General features: G+C 59.6%; 17 protein-coding genes. 10 read left to right on the plus strand and 7 right to left on the minus strand.

Features of this window, described 5'->3' with window-relative positions:
* Positions 1-243: 243 nt before the first annotated feature.
* From phoH to efeU, 4 genes are all read right to left on the minus strand, one after another.
* Positions 244-1,032 (minus strand): phosphate starvation-inducible protein PhoH, encoded by a 789-nt coding sequence (phoH, locus tag DTA24_RS18635; protein WP_002898923.1) that lies wholly within the window; start codon positions 1,030-1,032, stop codon positions 244-246.
* Positions 1,033-1,536: 504 nt separating this feature from the next.
* Positions 1,537-2,820, minus strand: coding sequence for an iron uptake transporter deferrochelatase/peroxidase subunit (efeB, locus tag DTA24_RS18640; protein WP_008805950.1), 1,284 nt, complete (start codon positions 2,818-2,820; stop codon positions 1,537-1,539).
* Positions 2,821-2,824: 4 nt separating this feature from the next.
* A complete protein-coding gene (gene efeO, locus DTA24_RS18645; protein ID WP_012542259.1) occupies positions 2,825-3,952 on the minus strand; it encodes an iron uptake system protein EfeO in 1,128 nt (375 codons plus the stop codon).
* Positions 3,953-4,003: 51 nt separating this feature from the next.
* The gene (efeU, locus tag DTA24_RS18650; protein ID WP_008805948.1) at positions 4,004-4,834 is read right to left on the minus strand and encodes an iron uptake transporter permease EfeU; all 831 of its coding nucleotides are present in this window, start codon (positions 4,832-4,834) and stop codon (positions 4,004-4,006) included.
* A 270-nt stretch (positions 4,835-5,104) separates the two neighbouring features.
* On the opposite strand from efeU, the gene DTA24_RS18655 reads away from it, so the two are divergent.
* Positions 5,105-6,289, plus strand: coding sequence for a NupC/NupG family nucleoside CNT transporter (locus DTA24_RS18655; protein ID WP_012968585.1), 1,185 nt, complete (start codon positions 5,105-5,107; stop codon positions 6,287-6,289).
* Positions 6,290-6,320: 31 nt separating this feature from the next.
* Here the strand turns inward: DTA24_RS18655 and DTA24_RS18660 are convergent, their stop codons facing one another.
* Entirely contained in the window at positions 6,321-6,755 is a 435-nt protein-coding gene (locus tag DTA24_RS18660) for a DUF3574 domain-containing protein (RefSeq protein ID WP_008805946.1), read from the minus strand.
* Between the two features lie 134 nt (positions 6,756-6,889).
* A complete protein-coding gene (gene putP / locus DTA24_RS18665; RefSeq protein WP_008805945.1) occupies positions 6,890-8,398 on the minus strand; it encodes a sodium/proline symporter PutP in 1,509 nt (502 codons plus the stop codon).
* A 421-nt stretch (positions 8,399-8,819) separates the two neighbouring features.
* Between putP and putA the strand changes: the two genes are divergently transcribed.
* Positions 8,820-12,782, plus strand: coding sequence for a trifunctional transcriptional regulator/proline dehydrogenase/L-glutamate gamma-semialdehyde dehydrogenase (gene putA, locus DTA24_RS18670; RefSeq protein WP_123837020.1), 3,963 nt, complete (start codon positions 8,820-8,822; stop codon positions 12,780-12,782).
* A 909-nt stretch (positions 12,783-13,691) separates the two neighbouring features.
* Entirely contained in the window at positions 13,692-14,087 is a 396-nt protein-coding gene (locus DTA24_RS18675) for a lysozyme inhibitor LprI family protein (RefSeq protein WP_008805943.1), read from the plus strand.
* Here DTA24_RS18675 and rutR read toward each other — a convergent pair.
* Positions 14,084-14,722, minus strand: a complete 639-nt coding sequence (gene rutR / locus DTA24_RS18680; protein ID WP_047666343.1) for an HTH-type transcriptional regulator RutR — start codon at positions 14,720-14,722, stop codon at positions 14,084-14,086. The two genes, DTA24_RS18675 and rutR, sit on opposite strands and share 4 nt — an antisense overlap.
* Positions 14,723-15,007: 285 nt before the next feature.
* Here rutR and rutA point away from each other — a divergent pair, with 285 nt between their 5' ends.
* Genes rutA through rutG form a run of 7 tightly spaced genes read left to right on the plus strand, consistent with a single transcriptional unit; the run spans position 15,008 to position 20,430 of the window.
* A complete protein-coding gene (gene rutA / locus DTA24_RS18685; RefSeq protein WP_004204507.1) occupies positions 15,008-16,099 on the plus strand; it encodes a pyrimidine utilization protein A in 1,092 nt (363 codons plus the stop codon).
* Positions 16,099-16,809, plus strand: a complete 711-nt coding sequence (gene rutB / locus DTA24_RS18690; protein WP_023339874.1) for a pyrimidine utilization protein B — start codon at positions 16,099-16,101, stop codon at positions 16,807-16,809. Before rutA ends, rutB begins: the two co-directional genes overlap by 1 nt.
* On the plus strand, positions 16,802-17,194 hold the full coding sequence (gene rutC, locus DTA24_RS18695; protein WP_004204505.1) for a pyrimidine utilization protein C: 393 nt from the start codon (positions 16,802-16,804) through the stop codon (positions 17,192-17,194). Before rutB ends, rutC begins: the two co-directional genes overlap by 8 nt.
* Positions 17,191-17,994 carry a pyrimidine utilization protein D gene (gene rutD, locus DTA24_RS18700; RefSeq protein ID WP_023339873.1) on the plus strand — a complete coding sequence of 268 codons (804 nt, stop codon included), beginning with the start codon at positions 17,191-17,193 and terminating at the stop codon, positions 17,992-17,994. Before rutC ends, rutD begins: the two co-directional genes overlap by 4 nt.
* A complete protein-coding gene (locus DTA24_RS18705; RefSeq protein ID WP_023339872.1) occupies positions 17,991-18,581 on the plus strand; it encodes a malonic semialdehyde reductase in 591 nt (196 codons plus the stop codon). The genes rutD and DTA24_RS18705 overlap by 4 nt, the downstream gene beginning before the upstream one ends.
* A gap of 10 nt (positions 18,582-18,591) precedes the next feature.
* Positions 18,592-19,086, plus strand: coding sequence for an NADH-dependent FMN reductase RutF (rutF, locus tag DTA24_RS18710; RefSeq protein ID WP_008805938.1), 495 nt, complete (start codon positions 18,592-18,594; stop codon positions 19,084-19,086).
* A gap of 21 nt (positions 19,087-19,107) precedes the next feature.
* On the plus strand, positions 19,108-20,430 hold the full coding sequence (gene rutG, locus DTA24_RS18715; RefSeq protein ID WP_008805937.1) for a pyrimidine utilization transport protein G: 1,323 nt from the start codon (positions 19,108-19,110) through the stop codon (positions 20,428-20,430).
* The last annotated feature ends 81 nt before the right edge of the window (positions 20,431-20,511 follow it).

A 20,511-nucleotide genomic window follows, 5' to 3' on the forward strand; every position in this document is an offset into this window, starting at 1 on the left:
CGCAGTACCGCCGGGAAGCGAGTCAATCCCCCCTCACCGCCATATTTTAAGAAGAGCTCGTACGCAAGTACGGGCTTTTTTTTCGCATGTGGCACCGCAGACATCCCCGGGGTCGGCAGCAATGCCTCTCCCGGGCTACCAGACCCTACCCGCCAGGTAGCCCGGCTAAGCGCAGCGCCGCCGGGAGGATGCCCAAAAACAACAAAGCCCGGGCTAGCCCGGGCCTTGCTCACAGTATGACGATTAATAATAGGCTTTCAGCGTCCGCTGGCAGAGAGCCGAGCGCACGCAGTCATCGGTGGTGAAACGCACGATGCCGATCATCTCGTCTTCCTCAAAACGCGCCAGCGCATCACTCAGGCCAGACCTCACACCAGAGGGCAAATCGCACTGGGTGATATCGCCATTGACGATGACCGTCACGTTCTCCCCGAGGCGGGTTAAAAACATCTTCATTTGCGCTGCGGTCACGTTCTGGGCCTCGTCCAGAATCACCACCGCATTTTCAAAGGTACGTCCGCGCATATAGGCGAACGGCGCGATTTCCACCTTGCCGATTTCCGGACGCAGGCAGTACTGCATAAAGGAAGCCCCCAACCTTTTCACCAGCACGTCGTAAACCGGTCGGAAATAGGGCGCGAACTTCTCGGCGATATCTCCCGGTAAGAAGCCAAGATCTTCATCGGCCTGCAGAACGGGACGGGTAACAATAATTCTGTCCACATCCTTATGGATCAGCGCTTCAGCTGCCTTCGCCGCACTGATCCAGGTCTTGCCGCATCCGGCTTCGCCGGTGGCGAAAATCAGCTGTTTATTGTCGATGGCATTCAGATAATGCGCCTGAGCTTCATTGCGCGCCTCAATTGGGGAAGTATCACGGCTGTCCCGCGCCATGCCAATTGCTTCTACGCCACTCATTTGCACAAGCGATGTGACCGATTCTTCTTCACGCTGTTTATGGCTACGTGAATCCCGTCTCAGCACACGTTTTGCTTCACGACGAGCTTTGATCACTGCTTTTTGTCTTCCCATGGATAGCACCTTGCGTTGTAGGTTTACATCACACGCGTCAACATCGACGCGACTATGCGCACGAACGATTGAGGTTTGGCTTCCTTGTAAGCCATTGCTTGCCGGTAGAACTGACAACGAGTCGCGGCTACGCGCACCGCGTACCCTGCCAAGGTGGTAATAATTCGAAGCGGAGGGAGAAAGAGTAAGAAAATCGCTGCCGGAAGCGGGGCTTCCGTGCTGAAGAGTACGGTCTGTGGTTTTACGTTGTCCGGTACGGGACCTTACCATTCGCGATCTCCATAGTGAAACGTCACACTGCCGGGAACTACCGCGTATGTAATAAGTACATCAAAAAAGATTCTTAATGCAACTTATTTTTCACAATGACGCAACAAATAGTTCTTAAGCAAGTGTAGGAGACTATCGGTCATTTGTATTACAGAAATATAACACATGGCAGGAAATATAATAAAAAAGAGAAAAACAGCAGAAAACGCCCTGCCCTCACGGACAGGGTCGGTATCAGGCCTGCAGCAGCGACTCTCCCAGATAGTGTTTTTCATCCACTACGCCGGGTAAAACAAAGAAGTAGCCCCCGCCGATGGGTTTGACGTACTCCTCCAGCGCCTCGCCGTTAAGCCGTTTCTGCACCGTCAGAAAACCCTTTTCCAGATCGTGCTGATAGCAAACGAATAACAGCCCCATATCCAGTTGTCCGGCGTTAGTGACGCCCAGCGAATAGCTGTAGCCGCGGCGCATCATCAGGCTGGACTGGGTTTCCGGCGTGCGAGGATTGGCCAGACGAATATGGCTATCCAGCGCAATGACTTCGCCGCCAGGATCTTTACTGTAATCCGGGGTATCGTGTTCGTTTTTCATCCCCAGCGGCGCACCGCTGTGCTTGTCGCGGCCAAAGATCGTCTGCTGCTCCTTGAGCGGCGTCCGATCCCAGAACTCCACGTGAAATTGGATAATTCGCGCCGCCTGATAGCTGCCGCCCACGGTCCAGGCCGGCTCGTCCTGATCGGCTGTCACCCACACGACTTTATCCATCAGCGCGCTGTCGTGGCTCGGCGGGTTAGCGGTGCCGTCCTTGAATCCCAGCAGGTTGATCGGGGTCTCTTTGCCTTTACTGCGCGCCGCGCTGTCGGAGATAAACCCTTCCCGCTTCCAGCGCACGCTCAGCAGATCCGGCGTATGTTTGATGACATCGCGCAGGGCGTGGATCACCGTATCCTGAGTATTGGCGCAGATCTGCAGCAGCAGGTCGCCATGACACAGGGCGGCATCCAGTGAATCGTTGGGGAAGCGGGTCATCGGCTGCAGTTTTTTCGGCGCTTTATCCGCCAGGCCAAAACGCTCATCAAACAGTGAATGGCCAACCGAGACGGTCATGGTCAGGTTATCCGGTGCAATCCACGCCCCTAAGATGCCGGAATCCATCGGCGGCAGCCGGGGATTCGGCGTATCCGGCGCCGGGCCGCCCTGGGTTAAAAAGGCGATACGCTGGGTCAGCAGCCGAAACAGACGCTCGAGGTCAGCTTTATCTGACGCCAGCACATCGAACGCCACCAGCATCATCGAGGCCTGCTGCGGCGTCAGGATGCCCGCCTGATGCGGGCCGTAGAAGGGCTGTTTTTCCTGACGGGCGTCGGGTGTGAGCGTCCCGGGGGAACTTTCTGCTTTTGCCGCATGCGCCACCGGGCAGCCGCCGGTGATGGCCAGCGCGCCGCCAAGCGCGCCGATCCCTTTCAGTAAGCGACGACGTGACGGCTCGTTCACGTCGTGTGGTTTCTGTTGTGCCATCGACTTAGTCCAGACCCAGGATCCCGCGCAGCTGAGCCAGATCTTCCGCCAGGGTGGTGATCGGCCCTTTCAGCGCATTACGGTCAGCGGTGGTCAGCTTATCGTAGGTCTCGAAACCGTCTTTGGTGCGATATTTGCTGAGGATGCTGTCCACTTTCTTAAAGTTGGCGTCCACTTTCGCCAGCAGCGCGCTGTTCTCTTTTTGCAGCTGCGGACGCAGCAGGTCGACGATTTTCTGTGCGCCGTCAATGTTGGCCTGGAAGTCCCACAGGTCTGTGTGGCTGTAACGATCTTCTTCGCCGCTGATCTTGCTGGCTGCGACTTCCTCAATTAATCCTGCCGCCCCGCCCACCACTTTTGACGGCGGGAACGCCAGCTCGCTGATGCGTTTTTGCAGCTCCAGCACATCGCTGTTCAGCTGATCGGCATATTTTCCCATGCCCTTGACGCTGTTATCGCCAAACAGCGCCTTTTCCAGACGGTGGAAACCGGTGAATTTCGGATCTTCCGCTTTTTTCTCGAAGTCGTCTTCGCGGGCGTCGATGCTGCCGTCAAGGTCAGAGAACAGCTCGGCAATCGGCTCAATGCGCTCGTAATGCTGGCGCGTCGGGGCGTACAGCGCTTTCGCTTTTTCGATATCGCCCGCTTTCACCGCGTCGGTAAAGGCTTTGGTGCCGCTGACCAGCTGCGCGGTTTCCGCCGTCACATAGGCCTTATAAGCGGTGATCGCGTCGCCGAGGCTCAACACCGCATCCGCTTTCGCCGCGTCTTTGGTTGCTTCGCCGGTGACAATCAGTTTCCCTTTCGGGTTGGTGAGCAGGCCGCAGGTCATATCATATTCGCCTGGCTGCAGGTTAGCGGTGAGCTTTTGGGTAAAGCCCGGCGCGATGTTCTCACGCTCTTCTACCACCATGACCCCTTTCAGAATTTCCCACTCCAGCGCTTTCTGGCTATGGTTCTGAATAATAAACTGGGTTTTACCCGCTTTAACGGTCACCTGCATCGGCTCGCACTGCTTGTCGTTGACGGTGACTTTGACCTGCGGGATATCCGCAGCCTGAGCACCCAATGCAGAGCTGAGCAGCGCGGCCACGGTCGCCCGCAGCGCATTACGGCGAAAATGAATCATCATGATCATCCCTTTCGGTAAGTAGAGTGTCGCTTATAAGCTCGCAGCGCCCGGTCAGGCAGCCCGCGAGGCAGTGGTATTATTCCGCGGCGGCAGGGCAAACAGCACCAGCGCCGGGATCAGATAAAGCAGATAGACCGCCACTTCGCTAACGCTCGGGGTCTCCTGGTAGCCGAAGATCCCTTCAAGCAGTGTGCCGAACAGCGTATGCGTCGACAGCACGTTGCTCAGATCGAAGGCCGTATCCTGGAACAGGTTCCACAGGCCAGCCTCGTGGAAGGCGCGGATCGCCCCCGCGGCCAGGCCAGCGGCCACCAGCAGAATAAACAGGCTGGTCCATTTGAAGAACACGCCGAGGTTAAGGCGGATACCGCCCCAGTAGAGCAGGAAGCCCAGCACGATTGCCGTGGCCAGGCCCAGCAGCGCCCCCAGCGGCGGCCAGATGCCGACATCCTGCTGGAATGCCGCCAGCAGAAAGAAGACCGACTCCAGCCCCTCACGAGCAACGGCGAAAAAGACCATCATCACCAGCGCCCAGCCATGGTGATTACCGCGCTGCAGCGCCTTGTCCACGGCCTGCTCCAGTTGCTGTTTAACGTTGCGCGAGACATTGCGCATCCAGAAGACCATCCACGTCAGGATCACTACCGCGATGACCGCGACGATCCCCTCGAACAACTCCTGTTCGCGCTGAGGAAATTCCCCGGTGGTTTCGTTGATAAAAATGCCTAAGCCAAGACACAGCGCCGCCGCGAGGATCACGCCAATCCACATCACGCCAATCCAGTTGCCGCGCTGGGTGCGTTTCAGATAGCTGGCGATCAGGCTGACAATCAGCGCCGCCTCAAGGCCTTCGCGTAACATAATGAGAAATGGGACAAACATGCCAATACCCTTAAATGTAAAGCACCGTCAACGAATGCAAAAACAGGTAATATTTATGATAGTGATTATCATTACAATACTCAGAAACACAAGCGAAATGTTTAGAGAATGATGACTATCTGTAAATAAATCGCTGGCAAATAATGACTTACGAAAATATTCGCCTGTTATGAGGGAAAAGAATAAGCAAAGGATTTTTTACGCCAGATATTTACCCGTGGCGGCGGCTATGGCTAAATGGCGGCCTTATTGACCTGCGAAAAGAACAACATGACTGCATTTTTTCATTTCCTGCTGGCGCTGGTGGTGATCCTCGCCCTGGCCTGGCTTGTCAGCTACGACAGACAAAATATTCGTATTCGTTACATTCTCCAGTTGATTATTATCGAAATAGCGCTCGCCTTCTTTTTCCTGCACGCAGAAAGCGGCCTGTGGCTGGTGAAAAATATCTCCGGCTTTTTTGCTTCACTGTTAGGCTTTGCCGCCGAAGGGACCAATTTCGTCTTTGGCGGCATGAGCGAAAAAGGGTTAGCCTTTATTTTCCTGGGCGTCCTGTGTCCGATTGTGTTTATTTCCGCGCTGATTGGTATTCTTCAGCACTGGCGGATCCTGCCGATTTTCATTCGTGTCATCGGTACCCTGCTGTCGAAGGTAAACGGCATGGGTAAGCTGGAATCTTTCAACGCCGTCAGTTCGCTGATCCTCGGCCAGTCGGAAAACTTCATCGCCTACAAAGGCGTGCTGGGCGACCTCTCCTCACGGCGTCTGTTCACCATGGCGGCGACGGCCATGTCGACCGTATCGCTGTCGATTGTCGGCGCCTATATGACCATGCTGGATGCCAAATATGTCGTCGCGGCGCTGATCCTGAATATGTTCAGCACCTTTATCGTGCTGTCGGTGATTAACCCGACGCGGCCGGACAGCGAGCAGGAAATAAAACTCGAGAAGCTGCACGAATCGCAGAGTTTCTTTGAAATGCTCGGGGAATATATTCTGGCCGGCTTTAAAGTGGCGATGATTATTCTGGCGATGCTGATCGGCTTTATCGCCCTGATCAGCGCCATTAACGCGCTGTTCGCTACCCTGTTTGGTCTCAGCTTCCAGCAGATCCTCGGCTACGTCTTCTATCCGCTGGCCTGGCTTATCGGTATCCCGCTGAGCGATGCGCTGAACGCCGGCAGCATCATGGCCACCAAACTGGTCGCTAACGAATTTGTGGCGATGATTGAGCTGCAAAAGATTGCCGCCAGCATGACGCCGCGCGGGCTCGGCATTCTCTCGGTCTTCCTGGTGTCGTTTGCCAACTTTGCCTCGATCGGCATTATCGCCGGGGCGATCAAAGGCCTGAATGAACCGCAGGGCAATATCGTCTCCCGCTTCGGCCTGCGGCTGGTGTATAGCGCCACGCTGGTGAGCCTGCTTTCCGCCAGCTTCGCCGGGCTGGTGCTGTAAGACAAACGGCGGGGCTGCCCCCGCCGTTTACTCAGAACTGCACGCAGACCGGCTGGTCGACACGCATTACCGACTCCTGCGCGAAGCGTGATTTATAGCCCTGGCGCAGGGCTTCAATACCGGCCTCGCTCTGCGCATCGTTGCCATGGATCACCATCAGCGCCTTACTCTGCTCCCGCACCACCTGACCATTCTGGCCAAGCCACTGGCCGCGGGCATCAAACACCGTCAGCCCATCGCGAAAGCGCGGCGTGACGTCGCGGTCGACAAACTGTTGCCACTCTTCAGCAGTGATGTCTTTCCCCGCCGGGCGGCTCAGGCCGAAATAAAGCGTGGTTTGCACCATGGACCGATCCGCCGGGCAGGCGCCGGGCTTCGGCGCGCGGGTCGACGAACTTCCACCCGCCACGCAGCCGCTGAGTAACCCTGCCAGCACCAGCGCCATTGCACCCTGTCTGAACGTCATCTTTGCTATCCTCATTGTTATTAGTCAGGAAATATCAGCGGATTTTCAAATAATTAGCAAGGGTTATAATATTCCGGCCCGGCAACAGGCAAAAAAAAGCCCGCCAACGGCGGGCTCGTGAGCGTCAGATGACCTTACTCAGCCGTGGCGCGTACCGGCGGCGGCGTATGATAATGGGCATCCGCTTCGGCGAAGCGCTGCTGCATGCTGGCCGACGGCGCTTTATCCAGCAGGCTAAAGACCACAATCCCCAGGCTACCGAAGATAAAGCCCGGAATAATTTCATACAGGCCCAGCCAGCCAAACTGCTTCCAGACGATCACGGTCAGGGCGCCAATCACCATCCCGGCCAGCGCGCCGTTACGGGTCATGCGCGACCACATCACCGAGAACAGCACCACCGGACCAAAGGCGGCGCCGAAGCCAGCCCAGGCGTAGCTCACCAGTCCCAGCACGCGGTTTTCCGGATTGGCCGCCAGGGCAATCGCCACCAGGGCAACCACCAGCACCATCATACGGCCCACCCACACCAGCTCTTTCTGGCCGGCGTTTTTACGCAGGAAGGCTTTATACAAATCTTCGGTGATTGCGCTGGAGCAGACCAGCAACTGACAGCTCAGGGTGGACATCACCGCCGCCAGAATCGCCGACAACAGGATCCCGGCAATCCACGGGTTAAACAGGATTTGCGCCAGTTCGATAAACACGCGCTCGGCATTCTGATTAACCGCGCCCGCCAGGCTCGGGTTGTTATTGAAGTAGGCGATACCAAAGAAGCCGACCGCCACCGCGCCCGCCAGGCACAAGATCATCCAGGTCATACTGATGCGACGCGCGTGGACGATGCTGTGGTGCGAATCCGCCGCCATAAAGCGCGCCAGAATATGCGGCTGACCGAAATAGCCCAGCCCCCAGCCCATCAGCGAAATAATCGCCACGAAGTTCAGCCCCTTGAGCATGTCGATATTTTCGATGCTCTTTTGCTTAATGACTTCCAGCGAATCCCCAAAGCCGCCGACGGAAATAATCACGATCACCGGGGTGAGGATCAGGGCAAAAATCATCAGGCTGGCCTGCACGGTGTCGGTCCAGCTGACGGCGAGGAAACCGCCGACGAAGGTATAGATAATCGTCGCCGCCGCCCCGGCCCACAGTGCGGTTTCATAACTCATGCCGAAGGTGCTTTCAAACAGACGCGCCCCCGCCACAATTCCCGATGCACAATAGATGGTAAAGAACAGCAGAATAACCAGCGCTGAAATAATTCTCAGCACCCGGCTTTTATCTTCAAAACGGCCGGTAAAATAATCGGGCAGCGTCAGGGCGTTATTATTCACCTCGGTATGCACGCGCAGGCGCCCGGCTACCAGCTTCCAGTTAATCCACGCCCCCAGCGTTAAGCCAATGGCAATCCAGCTTTCGGAAATCCCGGAGAGAAAAATGGCGCCCGGCAGGCCCATCAGCAGCCAGCCGCTCATATCCGAGGCGCCGGCGGAAAGCGCGGTCACAAATGGCCCCAGACTCCGCCCCCCGAGAATATAATCATCAAAGTTTTTGGTCGAACGCCAGGCTATAAACCCTATTAAAACCATACCAAAAATATAAACAATAAATGTCACCAGCATCGGTGTGCTAATAGCCATGCAAAGTCTCCAGAATTTTTATCGACAGCATCCCGCTTCGTCGTTTTTTTCCACTACCGGAACGGGGTAATGGTGCGTTGTTTAATTGGGCGACCGTATCCTGACGGAAGCTTCGGTTTTTCACAAATGATTTAACACAGCATTTACACGAAAACCCGACAGCGCAAAACGTCATTTTTTTAGAGGTTGCACTCTCTCACGTTTTTAAAGGTTGCACCAAACAAAAGTGTTAACTCACGCATACAAATACCCTATGAGCACGGGGTTAAAATTCTGCTATTTTAGGCATTATTTTTAACAAATCCGCCATTTCACGGCTTGCGTCACAAGCCATAATTAACAAGGTTGCACAAAGTTGCAACATAGTGGATATTTCCATGCAACCGCATAAGCCTAACGATAAATGACAGGAGTTTTGAGCATGGGCACCACCACCATGGGTGTTAAGCTTGACGACGCAACTCGCGAGCGCATTAAGTCCGCCGCGAGCCGTATTGACCGCACGCCGCACTGGCTGATTAAACAGGCCATCTTCAATTATCTGGAAAAGCTGGAAAACGATGAGACGCTGCCTGAGCTGCCGGCGCTTCTGAACGGCGCCGCCAATGAAAGCGATGAAGCGGGTTCACCGGCGGAAGAGCCGTATCAACCGTTCCTCGAATTTGCCGAGCAGATCCTGCCGCAGTCGGTGAGCCGCGCAGCGATTACCGCCGCCTGGCGACGTCCGGAAACCGACGCGGTACCGATGCTGCTGGAACAGGCCCGACTGCCGCAGTCGCTGGGCGAACAGGCGCACAAGCTGGCGTATCAGCTGGCGGAAAAACTGCGCAACCAGAAGACCGCCAGCGGCCGCGCCGGCATGGTGCAGAGTCTGCTGCAGGAGTTCTCCCTCTCCTCACAGGAAGGGGTGGCGCTGATGTGCCTGGCGGAAGCCCTGCTGCGTATTCCGGATAAAGCCACCCGCGATGCGCTGATCCGCGACAAAATCAGCAACGGCAACTGGCAGTCGCACATCGGCCGCAGCCCGTCGTTGTTCGTCAACGCCGCCACCTGGGGGCTGCTGTTTACCGGCAAACTGGTGTCGACCCATAACGAGACCAGCCTCTCCCGCTCCCTGAACCGCATCATCGGTAAGAGCGGCGAACCGCTGATCCGCAAGGGCGTGGATATGGCGATGCGCCTGATGGGCGAGCAGTTCGTCACCGGCGAAACCATCGCCGAAGCGCTGGCTAACGCCCGTAAACTGGAAGAAAAAGGTTTCCGCTACTCCTACGATATGCTCGGCGAAGCGGCGCTGACCGCCGCCGACGCTCAGGCCTATATGGTCTCTTATCAGCAGGCGATCCACGCCATCGGCAAAGCCTCCAACGGCCGCGGCATTTATGAAGGGCCGGGCATCTCCATTAAGCTCTCCGCTCTGCACCCGCGCTACAGCCGCGCGCAGTATGACCGGGTGATGGAAGAGCTTTACCCGCGTCTGAAATCGCTGACCCTGCTGGCGCGCCAGTACGATATCGGCATCAACATCGACGCCGAAGAGGCCGATCGCCTGGAGATCTCCCTCGATCTGCTGGAAAAACTGTGCTTCGAGCCAGAGCTGGCCGGCTGGAACGGCATCGGCTTTGTTATTCAGGCCTACCAGAAGCGCTGTCCGTTTGTTATTGATTACCTGATTGACCTCGCCACCCGCAGCCGCCGTCGCCTGATGATCCGTCTGGTGAAAGGCGCCTACTGGGATAGCGAAATCAAACGCGCGCAGATGGAAGGCCTCGAAGGCTATCCGGTCTATACCCGCAAGGTTTACACCGACGTCTCCTACCTCGCCTGCGCGAAGAAGCTACTGGCGGTGCCGAACCTGATTTACCCGCAGTTCGCTACCCACAACGCCCATACCCTGGCGGCTATCTACCAGCTGGCGGGCCAGAACTACTACCCGGGCCAGTATGAGTTCCAGTGCCTGCACGGCATGGGCGAACCGCTGTACGAGCAGGTGGTGGGCAAAGTCGCCGACGGCAAACTGAACCGGCCGTGCCGGATCTACGCCCCGGTGGGCACCCACGAAACGCTGCTGGCGTATCTGGTGCGCCGTCTGCTGGAAAACGGCGCCAATACCTCTTTCGTCAACCGTATCGCGGACAATACCCTGCCGCTGGACGAGCTGGTGGCCGACCCGGTCAGCGCAGTAGAAAAACTGGCGCAGCAGGAAGGCCAGGCCGGCCTGCCGCATCCGAAAATCCCGCGGCCGCGTGATCTCTACGGCAGCGGCCGCAGCAATTCCGCCGGTCTCGATCTGGCGAACGAGCACCGTCTGGCCTCCCTCTCCTCTTCCCTGCTCAACAGCGCCCTGCATAAATGGCAGGCATTGCCGATGCTGGAGCAGCCGGTGGCCGAAGGCGAAATGCAGCCGGTGGTTAACCCGGCAGAGCCGAAAGATATCGTCGGCTACGTCCGCGAAGCCAGCGACGCCGAAGTGCAGCAGGCGCTGACCAGCGCTATCAACAATGCGCCGATCTGGTTCGCCACCCCGCCGCAGGAGCGCGCCGCCATTCTTGAGCGCGCCGCGGTGCTGATGGAAAGCCAGATGCCGACCCTGATGGGGATCCTGGTGCGCGAGGCGGGTAAAACCTTCAGCAACGCCATCGCCGAAGTACGCGAAGCCGTCGACTTCCTGCACTATTATGCCGGCCAGGTGCGCGACGATTTCGATAATGAAACCCACCGCCCGCTGGGCCCGGTGGTCTGTATCAGCCCGTGGAACTTCCCGCTGGCGATCTTCACCGGCCAGATTGCCGCCGCGCTGGCCGCCGGCAATAGCGTGCTGGCGAAACCAGCCGAGCAGACGCCGCTGATCGCCGCCCAGGGCGTGGCGATTCTGCTGGAGGCCGGCGTGCCGCCGGGCGTTATTCAACTGTTGCCGGGCCGCGGGGAAACCGTGGGCGCCGCGCTAACCTCCGATGAGCGCGTACGCGGCGTGATGTTCACCGGCTCCACCGAAGTGGCGACGCTGCTGCAGCGCAATATTGCCAGCCGCCTCGACCCCCAGGGTCGCCCGACGCCGCTGATCGCTGAAACCGGTGGGATGAACGCGATGATCGTCGACTCGTCGGCGCTGACCGAGCAGGTGGTGATCGACGTCCTGGCTTCCGCGTTCGACAGCGCCGGCCAGCGCTGCTCCGCCCTGCGCGTCCTCTGCCTGCAGGAGGAAGTCGCCGACCATACGTTGACCATGCTGCGCGGCGCCATGAGCGAGTGCCGGATGGGTAACCCGGGTCGGCTGACCACCGACATCGGCCCGGTTATCGATGCGGAAGCGAAAGAGAATATTGAACGCCATATTCAGGCGATGCGCGCCAAAGGACGCACCGTCTACCAGGCGGTGCGCGAGAATAGCGAAGACGCAAGCGAATGGCGCCACGGGACCTTTGTGCCGCCGACGCTTATCGAACTCGATAGCTTCGACGAGCTGAAAAAAGAGGTCTTCGGCCCGGTGCTGCACGTGGTGCGCTATAACCGTAACGAGCTGGACAAACTGGTGGAGCAGATTAACGCCTCTGGCTACGGCCTGACGCTCGGCGTGCATACCCGCATCGACGAGACCATCGCCCAGGTCACCGGCAGCGCGAAGGTGGGCAACCTGTACGTCAACCGCAATATGGTTGGCGCGGTGGTCGGCGTGCAGCCGTTCGGCGGCGAAGGGTTGTCCGGTACCGGTCCGAAAGCCGGCGGTCCGCTGTATCTGTACCGTCTGCTCTCCAGCCGTCCGCAGGACGCGGTTGGCGTGACCTTCGCCCGCCAGGATGCGGAGCGCCCGCTGGACGCCCAGCTGAAAACGCTGCTGGAAAAACCGCTGCAGGCGCTGCAGCAGTGGGCGGCGGGCCGTCCTGAGCTGCAGGCGCTGTGCCAGCAGTACAGCGAGCAGGCGCAAAGCGGCACCCAACGCCTGCTGCCGGGGCCAACCGGCGAGCGCAATACCCTGACGCTGATGCCGCGCGAGCGCGTGCTGTGCGTGGCGGATAATGAACAGGATGCGCTGATCCAGCTGGCGGCTGTGCTGGCGGTGGGTTGTGAAGTACTGTGGCCGGACAGCGCCCTGCAGCGCGATCTGGCGAAGAAGCTGCCGCGGGAGGTCAGCGAGCGCATTCGCTTTGCCAAAGCGGAGCAGTTACCTGGCCAGGCCTTCGACGCGGTTATCTACCACGGCGATTCCGACCAGCTGCGCGAGCTGTGCGAGCAGGTGGCGGCGCGCGAGGGGGCGATTGTCTCGGTGCAGGGCTTCGCCCGCGGCGAAACCAACCTGCTGCTGGAGCGGCTGTATATCGAGCGCTCGCTGAGCGTTAACACCGCGGCGGCAGGCGGTAACGCCAGCCTGATGACCATCGGCTAAAACAGGCTCCCCCGGTGGCGCTGCGCTTACCGGGGCTACATAACACCGCCAAAGGCACGGAGGACGGCCTGTATTGTAGGTCGGGTAAGCGTAGCGCCACCCGACAATATAACAATACAACGAGGTAGCCCGGATAAGGCGCTGTGCGCCGCCATCCGGGAAATCGGCGCTGTGTTCATCCCCGGTGGCGCTGCGCTTACCAGGGCTACCTGTCTCATGGCACGGGGGGTGGCCAGTATTGTAGGTCGGGTAAGCGTAGCGCCACCCGACAACATAACAATACAACGAGGTAGCCCGGATAAGGCGCTGTGCGCCGCCATCCGGGAAATCGGCGCTGTGTTCATCCCCGGTGGCGCTGCGCTTACCGGGGCTACCTGTCTCATGGCACGGGGCGGCCTGTATTGTAGGTCGGGTAAGCGTAGCGCCACCCGAAAACATAACAATACAACGAGGTAGCCCGGATAAGGCGCTGTGCGCCGCCATCCGGGAGAGCGGCGCTGTGTTCATCCCCGGTGGCGCTGCGCTTACCGGGGCTACCTGTCTCATGGCACGGGGGGCGGCCTGTATTCTAGGTCGGGTAAGCGTAGCGCCACCCGACAACATAACAATACAACGAGGTAGCCCGGATAAGGCGCTGTGCGCCGTCATCCGGGAAATCGGCGCTGTGATCATCCCCGGTGGCGCTGCGCTTACCGGGGCTACCTGTCTCATGGCACGGAGGACGGCCTGTATTGTAGGTCGGGTAAGCGTAGCGCCACCCGACAACATAACAATACAACGAGGTAGCCCGGATAAGGCGCTATGCGCCGTCCTCCGCGAAATCGGCGCTGTGATCAGCTAATGACAGCCGACGTCAGCTGTGTTTAATTAAGGCTCCCGGACGGGAGCCTTTTTTATGGGAGCAGAACAATGAAACGCACGTTATTTGCCGTGATGGCCCTGCTGGCCAGCGGCGCGGCGCTGGCGGACGAGTGCAGCAACGCCAATACCCAAACCGAAATGAATCAGTGCGCGGCCGCGCAGTATCAGGCGGCCGACAAAAAGCTGAATGACACCTGGCAGCAGGCCCTGCAGCGGGCGGTGGGTAAACAACAAACATTACTGAAGCAGGCGCAGCAGGCATGGATCGCCCTGCGCGACGCCGATTGCGCCTTTCTCGCGTCCGGCGCCGAAGGCGGCAGCATGCAGCCGATGCTGGTAAGCCAGTGCATGACCGATAAGAGCGTGGAGCGGGAGTCTTTCCTCGCCTCGCTGCTGCAGTGCGAGGATGGCGATCAAAGCTGCCCGCTGCCGCCGGCCAATTAACGGACGCGAATGCCTTCGATAATCATCCGCTGGACATTATCGACCGTTTGTTCAAAAAAGGCCGCATCCTGCAGCGTGGCGCCGGTGACCGCCTCCACCTGGGTGGCGAAGTCGGCGTAATGCTGGGTGGTGGCCCAGATCATAAAGATTAAATGCTGCGGATCGACCGGCGCCAGCTTGCCGCGGTCGATCCAGCCGGAGACAATCGCCGATTTCTCATCGACCAGCGCTTTCAGGTCCCCGGTCAGTTCGCCCATCAGCAGCGGCGCCCCCTGCAGCATCTCGAGGCAGAAAAGCTTCGAGGCCTGGGGATGATCGCGGGACACCTCCAGCTTCAGGCGAATATATTCGCGGATCGCCACCAGCGGGCTGATATCCTCGCGAAACGCCTTCAGCGGCGCCAGCCAGATGGCGAGGATCTGCTGCAGGACAGCCACATACAGCGCCTCTTTCGAAGGGTAGTAATAGAGCAGATTGGTTTTCGATACCCCGGCGCGCTCAGCCACCTGCTCCAGTCGCGTACCGTGAATACCAAATTGCGAAAATGCCTCCAGCGCGGCGGCCAGGATGGCCTCCTTTTTGGCGCTTACCGCTTGTGAACGTTTGCCGTTTTTCTTCACCGCGCCTTGTGTCATACATCCTCTCCTTCAGTTGACGCCACCAGCATAGCAAAAGCCCTGCGCCGACACGACCCCGTGCACCCTGATTGCGCATGACTGCCGTTTTTTCGTGCACTGATTTTGACCATCCAGTCCACTTTTTTATCGTCCTTTTTAGCAACTCAAAAGTAACACATTAATAACATTAGCATTTATAAAACTGGCATCGCGTTTGCTTTAGCTCTTCTGCGAGGTGGTCCAGGGAGAGGCAGGATGCCGCACCACCGCAACTCCATCTTCCATGACTGCAGAGAGGTAGGTATGAAAATTGGTGTTTTCGTTCCCATTGGCAACAACGGCTGGCTGATCTCTACTCATGCCCCGCAGTATATGCCGACCTTCGAACTGAATAAGGCTATCGTGCAGAAGGCCGAGCACTACCATTTCGACTTCGCGCTCTCCATGATCAAGCTGCGCGGCTTCGGCGGGAAAACTGAATTCTGGGATCACAACCTGGAGTCCTTCACCCTGATGGCCGGCCTGGCCGCGGTGACCTCGAAGATCCAGATCTACGCCACCGCCGCCACCCTGACGCTGCCGCCGGCGATTGTCGCCCGAATGGCCTCCACTATCGACTCCATCTCCGGCGGCCGGTTTGGCGTCAATCTGGTGACCGGCTGGCAAAAACCGGAATATGACCAGATGGGCATGTGGCCGGGAGATGACTATTTCGCCAGCCGCTATGACTATCTCACCGAATACGTTCAGGTGCTCCGTGACCTGTGGGGCACCGGGCGCAGCGATTTCAAAGGTGATTACTTCACCATGAACGACTGCCGGGTCAGCCCGCGCCCTTCGCAGCCGATGAAGGTGATCTGCGCCGGGCAGAGCGATGCCGGTATGGCCTTCTCCGCCCAGCACGCGGACTACAACTTCTGCTTTGGCAAAGGAGTCAACACGCCAACGGCCTTTGCCCCAACCGCCGCACGCATGATGCAGGCGGCGGAAAAAACCGGCCGCGACGTGGGGTCCTATGTGCTGTTTATGGTGATCGCCGACGAAACCGACGAGGCGGCGCGCGCCAAATGGGAACATTACAAAGCGGGCGCCGATGAAGAAGCGCTGGCGTGGCTCACCGAGCAGAGTCAGAAAGACACCCGCTCCGGCAGCGATACCAACGTGCGCCAGATGGCCGACCCCACCTCGGCGGTCAACATTAACATGGGCACCCTTGTCGGATCGTATGCCAGCGTCGCGCGGATGCTCGATGAAGTGGCGAGCGTGCCCGGCACCGACGGCGTGCTGCTGACCTTTGATGATTTTCTTGCCGGCATCGACGCCTTTGGCGAACGCATTCAGCCGCTGATGCGCTGCCGGGACCACATTGCTCCTGTTACCCGTGAGGTGGCCTGATGATTACCCTTCCCGCTCGCCCGGAATCCCTGACCTTCGCGCCGCAGCAGAGCGCGCTGATTGTGGTCGATATGCAGAATGCCTACGCCAGTCAGGGCGGTTATCTGGATCTCGCCGGCTTTGACGTCTCCGCCACCCGGCCGGTTATCGACAATATTAATACCGCCGTCGCCGCCGCCCGCGCCGCGGGTATGCTGATTATCTGGTTCCAGAATGGCTGGGATGACCAGTATATTGAAGCTGGCGGCCCGGGCTCGCCGAACTATCACAAGTCCAACGCGCTGAAAACGATGCGTCAGCGTCCGGAACTGCAGGGCAAGCTGCTGGCGAAAGGCGGCTGGGATTATCAGCTGGTGGATGAGCTGACGCCGCAGGAAGGCGATATCGTGTTGCCGAAACCGCGTTACAGCGGCTTCTTTAACACCCCGCTCGACAGCATTTTACGCAGCCGCGGCATACGCCACCTGGTGTTCACCGGGATCGCCACCAACGTCTGCGTCGAATCGACGCTGCGCGATGGCTTCTTTCTCGAATACTTCGGCATCGTGCTGGAGGATGCCACCCATCAGGCCGGCCCGGCCTTCGCCCAGCAGGCGGCGCTGTTCAATATTGAAACCTTTTTCGGCTGGGTCAGCGACGTCGAGAGCTTCTGCCACGCGCTGTCCCCCGCCACCCCGCTGTCTTTAGCCAAGGAGAAACGTTATGCCTAAACAGGTGATTATTCCGCCAGGCACCACCACGCCGATTGCCCCCTTTGTTCCGGGAACGCTCGCCGACGGGGTGGTCTACGTCTCGGGCACCCTGCCGTTTGATAAGCAAAACAATGTGGTGCACATCGGCGACCCAAAGGCGCAAACCCGCCACGTGCTGGAGACCATCAAGAGCGTTATCGAAACGGCGGGCGGGAGTATGGCGGATGTGACTTTCAACAGCATCTTTATCACCGACTGGACAAATTACGCCGCGATTAACGAGGTCTACGCCGAGTTCTTCCCCGGCGATAAACCGGCCCGCTTCTGCATTCAGTGCGGACTGGTGAAGCCTGATGCGCTGGTGGAAATCGCCAGCGTCGCCCATATCGGCACCCCGACATGATGAGGCTCAATATTGCTCCAGCCCCATGGCCCGGCGCGCCGGTGGTGGTCCTCAGCGCCGGTCTGGGCGGCGGCGGCGGCTACTGGCTGGCGCAGCGCGCGGCGCTGGAGGCACAGTATCAGCTGGTGAGTTATGACCATAACGGGACCGGGGAAAACGCCGGCCCGCTGCCCGCCGACTACAGCATGGCGACGATGGCCCAGGAGCTGCTCAGCGCCCTGCAGGCGGCGGGGATCACCCGCTTTGCGCTGGTGGGCCACGCCCTGGGGGCGCTGATTGGCCTGCAGCTGGCGCTCGATCGCCCCGAGGCGGTGAGCGCCCTGGTGCTGGTCAACGGCTGGCTGACGCTGTCGCCGCACACCCGCCGCTGCTTCCTGGTGCGCGAGCGTCTGCTGCATGCCGGCGGCGCGCAGGCGTGGGTTGAAGCGCAACCGCTGTTTCTCTACCCGGCGGAATGGATGGCCGCGCGCCTGCCGCGCCTCGAAGCGGAAGATGCGCTTGCCATCAGCCATTTTCAGGGCAAGGAGAATCTGCTGAAGCGGCTGCAGGCCCTTAAGCAGGCTGATTTTTCACGCCGTGCTGCGGCCATCGCCTGCCCGACGCTGATTGTCAGCGCCGCTGACGACCTGCTGGTCCCGGCCTCCTGCTCCCGCGTGCTGCAGGCGGCGATCCCCGGCAGCCAGCGTGTGGAGATGCCGTGGGGCGGCCATGCCTGTAACGTCACCGACGCCGATACGTTTAATACCATTTTATGCGACGGGCTGGCCGCTATGCTGCCGGTCGCCAGGGAGATCCGATGAACGACGCGATAAACCACACGGCCTGCGAGATGCTGTTTACCCAGGCCCGGACCCATAACGGCTGGCTGGATAAACCGGTGAGCGACGCGCAACTGCAGGCCATCTGGGACCTGATGAAAATGGGGCCTACCTCCGCCAACTGTTCGCCGGCGCGCATCGTGTTCGTGCGCAGCGCGGAAGGCAAAGAGAAACTCCGCCCAACGCTCTCCAGCGGCAATCTGCAGAAAACCATGCAGGCGCCGGTGACCGCCATCGTGGCATGGGATAGCGCCTTCTACGACCGGCTGCCGACCCTGTTTCCCCACGGTGACGCCCGCAGCTGGTTTACCTCCAGCCCGCAGCTGGCGGAAGAGACCGCGTTTCGCAACAGCTCGCTGCAGGCGGCGTACCTGATTTTCGCCTGCCGCGCGCTGGGCCTCGACACCGGGCCGATGTCCGGTTTTGACCGGGAAAAAGTCGACGCGGCGTTTTTTGCCGACAACGGCTGGAAAAGCAACCTGCTGGTGAACATCGGCTATGGCGACCCCGGCAAGCTGTATGGTCGCCTGCCGCGTCTGTCCTTTGATGAAGCCTGCCTGCTGGCATAAGGAGTTGGCGATGGAGTTAGCGGACAAAGCGAATTTTCGTGACGCCATGGCCCACGTCGGCGCCGCGGTTAACATTATTACCACCGATGGCCCGGCGGGCCGGGCGGGGTTCACCGCCAGCGCGGTCTGCAGCGTTACCGACACGCCGCCGACCCTGCTGGTCTGCCTGAACCGCTCGGCCTCGGTGTGGCCGGTGTTCAGCGAACACCACACGCTGTGCGTCAATACCCTGGCGGCCGGACAGGAGGCCCTGTCGACGCTGTTTGGCGGTAAAACGGCAATGGACGAGCGCTTTGCCGCCGCCGACTGGCAGACCGGCGCCACCGGCTGTCCGCGGCTGGAGGCGGCGCTGGTCAGCTTCGACTGCCGCATCGACCAGCGCGTCAGCGTCGGGACGCACGACATCCTGTTTTGTCACGTCGTGGCCATTACCCGTCACCCGGAGCCCCGGGGACTGATGTGGTTTGACCGCGGTTATCACACGCTTATGCGACCCGCTTGTTAACCTTTAACCCGGGATATCATCATGGCACTCTTCGATTTTCCTCGCTGGAAGTTGACCTCCCCCGCCGCTGAGTCCGGCGTTGTCGCCCCCGATGAACGCTTGTCGGCCGGACAAACGCTGGTGATGGGCGTGCAGCACGCCGTTGCGATGTTCGGTGCGACGGTGCTGATGCCGTTGTTGATGGGGCTCGACCCCAACCTGTCGATTCTGATGTCGGGCGTCGGCACTCTGCTGTTCTTTGTCGTCACCGGCGGACGGGTGCCGAGCTATCTCGGCTCCAGCGCCGCTTTTGTCGGGGTGGTGATCGCCATTACCGGCTTTAACGGCCAGGGGCTGAACCCTCATCTGAGCGTCGCCCTTGGCGGGATCATCGCCTGCGGGCTGGTTTACACCCTGATTGGTCTGGTGGTGATGAAGATCGGCACCCGCTGGATCGAGCGCCTGATGCCGCCGGTGGTGACCGGCGCGGTGGTGATGGCAATCGGCCTGAACCTGGCGCCGATTGCCGTGCGCAGCGTCTCCGCCAGCGCCTTCGACAGCTGGATGGCGGTGTTGACCGTGCTCTGCATCGGCATAGTCGCGGTATTTACCCGCGGGATGCTGCAGCGTCTGCTGATCCTGGTCGGCCTGATCGTTGCCTGCGCACTGTACGCCCTGCTGGCTAACGGCTTTGGCCTTGGCAAACCGCTGGACTTCTCCCCCCTCGCCCAGGCGGCGTGGTTCGGGCTGCCGCACTTTACCACCCCATCCTTTAACGGTCAGGCGATGATGTTGATTGCGCCGGTCGCGGTGATCCTGGTGGCCGAGAACCTCGGGCACCTGAAGGCCGTCGCCGGGATGACCGGGCGCAATATGGACCCGTACATGGGGCGCGCCTTCGTCGGCGACGGGCTGGCGACCATGCTCTCCGGCTCGGTGGGCGGCAGCGGGGTCACGACCTATGCGGAGAACATTGGCGTCATGGCGGTGACCAAGGTTTATTCGACGCTGGTCTTTGTCGCCGCGGCGCTGATCGCGATGCTGCTCGGCTTCTCGCCGAAGTTTGGCGCATTAATCCACACCATTCCCGGGCCGGTGATCGGCGGCGCCTCGATCGTGGTCTTTGGCCTGATCGCGGTCGCCGGGGCGCGGATCTGGGTGCAAAACCGCGTCGACCTCAGCCAGAACAGCAATTTGATCATGGTGTCGGTGACCCTGGTGCTGGGCGCCGGCGATTTCGCGCTGTCGCTGGGCGGCTTTACGCTGGGCGGAATTGGTACGGCCACCTTCGGGGCGATCCTGCTGCACGCGCTGCTTCATCGCGGGACGCGCGAGGCGAAGGAGGCCAGGGTAACGCCGGTGTAAGCCACATTAGCGCGGTGTTGGCGCGTGGGCCTGGGTGGTGTGAGCCTGTAGGCCGGATAAGGCATTTATGCCGCCATCCGG

This window comes from Klebsiella sp. P1CD1 (assembly GCF_003790505.1).
Classification (GTDB): Bacteria; Pseudomonadota; Gammaproteobacteria; order Enterobacterales; family Enterobacteriaceae; genus Klebsiella; species Klebsiella variicola.